A 6,823-nucleotide genomic window follows, 5' to 3' on the forward strand; every position below is an offset into this window, starting at 1 on the left:
ATCGTCACAAACTATCGGACCTACCGTCACAAACTGTCGGACCTATCGTCACAACTGCGAACCAACAAATTGTTGCAAGTGATTGTTTTATAAGTTCTTTCTTAGAAAGTTGAGTTTCTCGCCTAAGAATATTCTAAAGAATATTCTAGGAAAAGACGTCGCCGCCTCCGGCGTCGGCTTGTTTCTCGTGCTCAAGCACAGCCCCGCGGCGCAGCCGCCGGGGGATTAAGAGGCCAGATCTCCCTTGCGGTCGCTCTGTCCGGTTGACCGTTCTCTATTTGGGGGCCGTTCCGGTTAACCGTGGGGGGGCGGCGCCTCTATCTCACCTCAGGTTTCTTGTTGCAGTAAGCGACAAAGGCGGCGCCAGGGCTTTTCGGCGGGTTGCCCTTCGCCGTTTCGGCCGTGGCGAAGTCGAGCCATTGAGCCCGGAGCGCGTAGTAATCCCAGCCTTTCTCGCAGGCGATCAACCGTGCCTTCTCCTCAGCCCAGTCAGGCAGCCGGATGGCCGCCGTATGCTCCGTCACAACCGTCCGCGGCCGGAAGATCACTAGGTCATCGTTGTTTAGCTCAAGCCGGTAGAACGGGAGATGATCGCCCTCAATGATCTGGCGAATATTGAGCCGGAATTTCTTGAGTGGCGCGCTGCTGCCCGTCTTGCCCTGGAGCTTCTCCAAGCCGATGTGCCACTTCTTCTGGTCACCGCAATGCTTGCGGGCGATCTCGTAGATGCGGCGTTCAAGAGGCCGACGCAGACGGAAGTAATCTTGGCTGATCGTCACGACCTCGTTCGCTTCAAGAGCTCGCATGAACCAGTCCGAGAGGATGACTTCACAGTAGTCCAGCCGCCATTTCCCCTGTTGCTGCATCACGAAGCCGGATCCGGATTCGATTAGACTGAAGAACCGTGTCTCACGGCGGTTTCCCGTCTCGATGTCGGTCTGGAAGGTCGTACCGATTAGCCGTTGAAACGCCTGTTCTAGGCGCTGGTACTCGATCCCCCCTGTCTTCCGGTTCGTCGCTATCAGAAGTTCCCGGGCGCTAAAGCGCACCGTCTTCCCGATCGGCTCGCCTCGGTTCTTCCGGTGCATGAGCTGGCTCACGCAGAAGATCAGGATGTCTTTGTCGAAGACTGTCGGCAGCCCTGCGCCTGATGGGACGATCTTCAGTCGATTGAAGCCATTGCGGTATTCCAGGTGCCGCATGTCCGGTTTCGTCGAGAGAGAGAAAAGAGGGTGCTCCATCGATGCAATATCGTCTTTCGGCACGACATCCGAGATGTCGAGGATGAAGAAGTCCTTTTGAGGATGTCGATCGGGAAGCAGCGCCATGGCATGTCTTTCGTTATATCTGGAACCCATCTTGGCTGAGCTAAGAAGACGAAGCAAATTCGTTAGGTTAGGAACCAGGATCTGCGTCCAGCTATTCGTTACTTTCGGAACCAGAGTTCGTTACTTTCGGAACCGGAATTCGTTACCTTCGGAACCATGTGGATGGTTTTCATGATAATGATCAGTAAGTTATGGGAGAAATTACCTGTCGTAACTTACTCCGTAGGTAACACTATTAACACTACCGTTAGCTGAGAAGCAGGGTCAGTTCAGGGGCTTAGAAACAGTGCCATACTGGCTCGCTCTCAGTCGCTTCTAGGTAACGCATCTCACGCAGCTTTACGCCACGTGAGATGCCTACATCACTTACGGCGACCGCTACCGTGCTTTGTCGGATCTGTTAGGACGTACCTCTGTCCTGGTTCCCGGGTCGGCGGTAGGGCTCGTTCCTAACCACGGTTCGCTCAACGCCCGTGCGACCTCCGCGGGGGCCAACTATTTCGTATTGGCCAGAACGCGGAGCCTTCTGGCCAGGGCGGAACCCTTGTCCTTTAGACATGCCGCACCTCTATTCCGGAGGAGGACCCCAGCTCAGTAGCAGCATCTGAGAACCGTTTTCCCGAGGCGATTTCGCTTATTCGTCCTTGGTTCAGGTCATAATCCGCTGCTATGCGGTGCTGGTACTCGCCTCGGCGAAGCCGAGCCTTGATCGCCGCCACGTCTCGCGGCGTAAGCTTAGTAATGGAGGCCATGAGCCTTCTCCTTCAGCGCTATTGAAGGTTTGCCTCCGAGGCCCGAACCGCGTATCCCTTAGGTGACACACAGGAGCGCTCCGGTTCTCGGGGCTATTCCGGTCGGGTGCGCTACGCCCTGGCGGAATATTCTTGTGAAAGCGGGGCCGTTAGCGCGGCTCCGCTTTTGATTTCCGTTATGCCGTTTCATTCAAAAAGTACCGCCGTACTTCGTTGCTTCCTACAAACTGTGACAGCAGACGGTAGTTGTGATGCTCATGGCGAACCCGCCCAGCAACGATAGCTGGATGCACACCTGCCTGACGCGCCAGAGAGATCACGTTGTTTGCCGTAGGACGACTACTGGCCGGATGGCTTTCCCAAAGGTCAGGGGGAATTAGTGCGTCTTGCGCCCATGCATCCGCTTCAGTTTCCTTTAGGTCATCTCCTGCATGATCGCGTTCGCGTAGGCTTAGATCATCGACAAAAATCTGCTCCTCATCGCCGGACATGTGCCTTCCGACGTGTGCCAGCTCGTGAAGCAGGCAGAACCAGAAATTGTCGATCCGATCATAGCGGAGCGTCATGCCGATCACAGGCGTCCCTTCGATCGTCCGCATGGCAGCGCCGTCGAGATACGTCTTCGGAAGATGTTTTTCGATCACCAGCGCGATCCCATGCCGGGACAGATATTCGCGGGCCAATCGCGGACCTTCATTGAAAACGCTGAGCTTTGCCAGCTCCCGCAGGAAGCTGATTGTGACCGTTCCTTCCGCATAGGAGCCTGCGAGTTCGGTCTCTCGCGCGTCCGCAAGGATCTGAAGGCACCAGGCCTGAAGCGCATAGGGGTTTGTTTTTGCGTTACGCCGTCCGCCAGTTGTCTTGCGATACATCGCTTGTGGCACCGCCCCGAGCCCCCCTGCGCGCTCGATCAGGTCGCGCATCACTTCTTCCGCGCGATCCTTCAGATCATTCGCACGCTCGACCCAACCTAGCTTCGCCATGTCTAGGAGGGGGAACTGCTCCCACTCAACACCTTCGACGTTCTCCGGAAACTCTCCTGTCCGGATCAGCACCTCGGCCGGGATGCCCAGATGCTCATTCAGCGCTCGGATCATTTTCAGCGTCAGCTTACGTCTGCCGGACAAAACTTCTGACACTTTAGCCCGGCTCCCGAAAATTGGCGCTAGATCGCTCTGGCTAAGGCCTTCCTGTTCCATCCGGAACTTGATCGCCGTAATTGGGTCCGGCAGGTCGATTGGAAAATGTTCTTCCTCGAACAGTTCGACGAGAGTCGTCAGTACCTCCAGTTCATCTGCCTTATCGCTTCCCGGCACTGCATCCATCAGGGCGTCGATACGTGCGAGGACAGCCTGATAGTCGTCTTCAGTCCGAATTGGACGAATGTTTATAGCCATCATACTTCCTCCGCGTTGATCTCGTCATACTCTCCATGCGTTCCGACGAAGCGGATAAGAACGATGCCGTTCGCGTAACTGATTTTCACGACGATCCGGTACTTGTTCCCGCATATGTTGAACACCACACGACTGTCCTTGAGGATGCTTGCGCTTCTGTACTTGGCCTTGATGTCTGCGGGTGTTTGCCATCGTGCCTTCTTGGTCTCGTGAAACCACGCTTCGAGCTGGTCTTCCGCGTCGGGAAACCGCTTGGCAAACTCCTTCAGGGCTTTGCGCGAGACGATCCTCATGAGCTACACCTAGTATGTTCCCAGGGAGGGATCAAGTATGTTGGTCCCATATGGGGAACAAATAGTATTTCAGTCCGGGAGTCCAGCCTTGGACCACGATCATCGGCATGAGCGATGACCACGTGCCCCATTCCTAGGCTTCCCATCCCACCTGTCGCGGAGTCGACCGAAAATCGGTTATGCCTAGTCCGAAAATTGTTGATTCTATCGGTAGTTATCAGAGGGATGATGATATGGCGCTCAACGACGTGGTGACCACGCTCGCAGATGATTGGCGGGAAAACCCGCGTGAGACGTTTCAGGGTGTTGATCGGAGCAAGATACGGCGTGTGCTTCAGCGTCTCGACTTGGAGGGAAACTCAGACCTAGTTGACTGCGTCTTTGCTCTCATGGACGATGAAACGCCCAGTTGGTTTGCTAGGCCACCCGCAGGCGCGTCGATTTCGACAGGCGCAAGTGTTGCGCATCTCGCCTCGCATATTGGCATCCTCCAGCGTGATAAGACGAAGCTCGACCGGGAGGGGAGGGATTATTGGATCAAGCCGCTGCGTGATCTTGGAGGCATCGAAGCCGTAACGCTCAAAGACGAGGAATTCATAGCCGGCCACATCATTGCGAAATCACCCAATAGCGCATATCGCCTCGAAGACAAATTCGCCAACATCCTACGTGCACCAGATGGAACTTGGGAAGGCATGCTAGACGAGTGGGCACAGGCAGATATCGCGCGAGAGCGGATGACGTTTCAAGCACAGATGGCCGAGCTCGCACGGAAAGCCACGGACACTGGACATGCTCAGCTCATCAAAGCATCCGTTGAGCACTACGCGTCGCGCTTTCTCTCAGGGTATGAACTGCTCTATGTCGATGACGCGGATGGCGATCGCGTCTCGGATGCGGAGCGTAAGAAAATGCAGGAGGCTGGTGTCGATCTTACCCTGGCCGACGCCATGCCGGATGCCTTTTTCTGGCACCCTGAGACAGACTGGCTATGGGTGATCGAGGCCGTGACCAGCGATGGGGAGGTTGATGCGCACAAGGTCCGCCAACTGAGCGGACTTGCAAAGCGCTACGGAAAATCTGGAATCGGCTTTACGACCACATACCGTACATGGAAAGAGGCCGCGGCGAGGCAGGGGCGCCACAAGAATATCGCGCACGACACCTATGTCTGGATTTGGGATGATCCATCCCGCCAGTTTCTAGTGAAGGGCTAAGCAAACAGCGTCTCCACGGCGGCGGCCGGATCGGAGGTCGCGCCGATCGCCTTTAGCTGAGCCCGCGTCGGATAGCGCAGGTTTCGAAGGTCTGTGGCGTTGACTTGTGTGTGTCCAGAAAAGGTCCGAAAATACTGGTCGACGGCTTCTGAATTCAAGACTGCGCAGAGCCCGGCCGCCAAGTCATTTGGTAGGCCGGCGCCGGCTTCGTGGAAGTAGTTCAAGTGGTTCTCAAAGCCCGCTCGGCCGCCGGAGTAGACGGATGCGACGAGGCGCCGCTTTTCCTCTTTTGCTGAAAAGCGCTTTGTGAGGACGTAGGTCCCGGCTGGCGTGGTCAACTTCACGGTGCCCTCGCAGTCCGCCAGAGCGTTGTTTTTTTTGAACTTATCGATCGGCCAGACGATGCCGCCGTTCTTCATGTGCTGCGGGTAGATCAACGGTACCGTGTCGGCCGCCGGTTCCTTTCGCAGGTGCTCGCGCGCACGAAAGTCGACAACCCGACCAGTCGAAACTTTCACACCGATTTCAGCGAGGGAGCACGGCAGTGCTTGGACCCGCTCGGCCAGCCCATCCTTTTCGCCTATGGGGAGGCGGATAAAGGCGTGCTGGTCATCCGGTCGGACGATATCGGCGACCGGTACGGCGCGAACGTAGCCGCCATCAGTCGTCAGGATCACGTCGCCTTGGCTTTTTCCGCGCCCGATCTTGAAGATCACATTCTCTTGCAGCACGGCGTCATCTTGGAATGCTTCTCTGCGGGACTCGAACACATGCAATCTCTCCAGCGCAAAATCGCGGAGCAGGGATTTTCGGAATGGTTCATAGTATGGTCCATTGCAGAAGGACCGGGGGGTGATTGCGACGATCTCGCCGCCGATATTCATCTGCATCATCGCGGCGGCCACGAAGCCGCTGTAAAAATTTACCGTCTCGATGCTAAGAGACCGGAGTGCCCTCCTCCACTTCGAGCTGGTGTTTAGCTTGCCATATGGCGGATTGAGAATTGCATGCGTAAAGAAAAGGTCGCGATTCAGCATTGGCTCGGCGGACGCCAGAATATAGTCTTCCCGGCGAACCCGGTATGTTACCTCTACGCCTGCTTCGCCGGCCATGTGCGCCGCAGCTGCTAAGTGCTGCTCGAGAAGGTCGGCGAGTTCCGGCCAGATTTCGAATGCTGTGATATCTATCTTGCACGGTTTATCTGCGCGTGTGCAGGCCTCATAAATGAAGGCGACAGACAGAGCTCCCATACCCGCGCCAGCATCCAAAAGCCGGATGCACTTAGGCATTGGGCCAAACATCTGTGCCATGAACTCCGCGATTGGACCTGGCGTCATGTATTGTCCAAGTTCTCCACGCCGATCTTCATCGAGCGTAGGCGAGAAGCGAAGACGGGCGGCATCGATTTGTTCAATAAGCATGCCGTGCAAGCCCCCTAAAGTATAATATTATGATTACATTTCATTATCTTGACGCTCTAAGGCAGAGCGACCGTTAGGGAGATCTGTCCTCTTAATCCCCCGGCGGCTGCGCCGCGGGGCTGTGCTTGATATTTTGCGGTCCTTTACTCACCGTATTTCTTCTTCATCAGCTCGAAGCCTTCACGCATAACATCCACTATTTTCATGCGGTGGCGTGTTGACCATTCTTTGATCTCCCATCGTTCATCGGGGGTAATCGTTAGATTGAGAGTGGCCCGTTCCCCAGTGTTTTTCGGGGGATTTTTGGAGGGGGTAGAGGCCGCATCAGGAGATGGGGCATCACCGAAGATGCTGTCGTCTATGACAGGCTTCCTTGCCATATCATGACTCCTTCTTGATAAATCGGATCAGAGCT

6 protein-coding genes are annotated in these 6,823 nt (G+C 55.7%); 1 reads left to right on the plus strand and 5 read right to left on the minus strand.

The features are described 5' to 3' along the window. Positions 1-317 precede the first annotated feature (317 nt). The 3 genes from ACFDS3_RS18070 to ACFDS3_RS18080 all read right to left on the minus strand — a co-directional run bounded on the left by ACFDS3_RS18070 (position 318) and on the right by ACFDS3_RS18080 (position 3,770). Positions 318-1,328, minus strand: a complete 1,011-nt coding sequence (locus ACFDS3_RS18070; protein ID WP_375263744.1) for a replication initiator protein A — start codon at positions 1,326-1,328, stop codon at positions 318-320. A 928-nt stretch (positions 1,329-2,256) separates the two neighbouring features. Continuing rightward, a complete protein-coding gene (locus tag ACFDS3_RS18075; RefSeq protein ID WP_375263745.1) occupies positions 2,257-3,480 on the minus strand; it encodes a helix-turn-helix domain-containing protein in 1,224 nt (407 codons plus the stop codon). Next, the gene (locus ACFDS3_RS18080; protein ID WP_375263746.1) at positions 3,477-3,770 is read right to left on the minus strand and encodes a type II toxin-antitoxin system HigB family toxin; all 294 of its coding nucleotides are present in this window, start codon (positions 3,768-3,770) and stop codon (positions 3,477-3,479) included. Before ACFDS3_RS18080 ends, ACFDS3_RS18075 begins: the two co-directional genes overlap by 4 nt. 233 nt (positions 3,771-4,003) lie before the next feature. On the opposite strand from ACFDS3_RS18080, the gene ACFDS3_RS18085 reads away from it, so the two are divergent. After that, complete coding sequence (locus ACFDS3_RS18085; RefSeq protein ID WP_375263747.1) at positions 4,004-4,987, plus strand: BsuBI/PstI family type II restriction endonuclease; 984 nt, start codon at positions 4,004-4,006, stop codon at positions 4,985-4,987. Here ACFDS3_RS18085 and ACFDS3_RS18090 read toward each other — a convergent pair. Beyond that, positions 4,984-6,408 carry an Eco57I restriction-modification methylase domain-containing protein gene (locus ACFDS3_RS18090; RefSeq protein ID WP_375263748.1) on the minus strand — a complete coding sequence of 475 codons (1,425 nt, stop codon included), beginning with the start codon at positions 6,406-6,408 and terminating at the stop codon, positions 4,984-4,986. The two genes, ACFDS3_RS18085 and ACFDS3_RS18090, sit on opposite strands and share 4 nt — an antisense overlap. Before the next feature lie 143 nt (positions 6,409-6,551). Beyond that, complete coding sequence (locus tag ACFDS3_RS18095) at positions 6,552-6,788, minus strand: hypothetical protein (RefSeq protein WP_375263749.1); 237 nt, start codon at positions 6,786-6,788, stop codon at positions 6,552-6,554. Between the last annotated feature and the right edge of the window lie 35 nt (positions 6,789-6,823).

The sequence above is a fragment of the Palleronia sp. genome (assembly GCF_042089775.1).
Lineage (GTDB): Bacteria > Pseudomonadota > Alphaproteobacteria > Rhodobacterales > Rhodobacteraceae > Palleronia.

Bases quoted from the DNA above. Each gene is read 5' to 3' on its own strand.
- ACFDS3_RS18070 (WP_375263744.1), bottom strand. From the start codon at position 1,328: ATGGCGCTGCTTCCCGATCGACATCCTCAAAAGGACTTCTTCATCCTC.
- ACFDS3_RS18075 (WP_375263745.1), bottom strand. From the start codon at position 3,480: ATGATGGCTATAAACATTCGTCCAATTCGGACTGAAGACGACTATCAG.
- ACFDS3_RS18080 (WP_375263746.1), bottom strand. From the start codon at position 3,770: ATGAGGATCGTCTCGCGCAAAGCCCTGAAGGAGTTTGCCAAGCGGTTT.
- ACFDS3_RS18085 (WP_375263747.1), top strand. From the start codon at position 4,004: ATGGCGCTCAACGACGTGGTGACCACGCTCGCAGATGATTGGCGGGAA.
- ACFDS3_RS18090 (WP_375263748.1), bottom strand. From the start codon at position 6,408: ATGCTTATTGAACAAATCGATGCCGCCCGTCTTCGCTTCTCGCCTACG.
- ACFDS3_RS18095 (WP_375263749.1), bottom strand. From the start codon at position 6,788: ATGGCAAGGAAGCCTGTCATAGACGACAGCATCTTCGGTGATGCCCCA.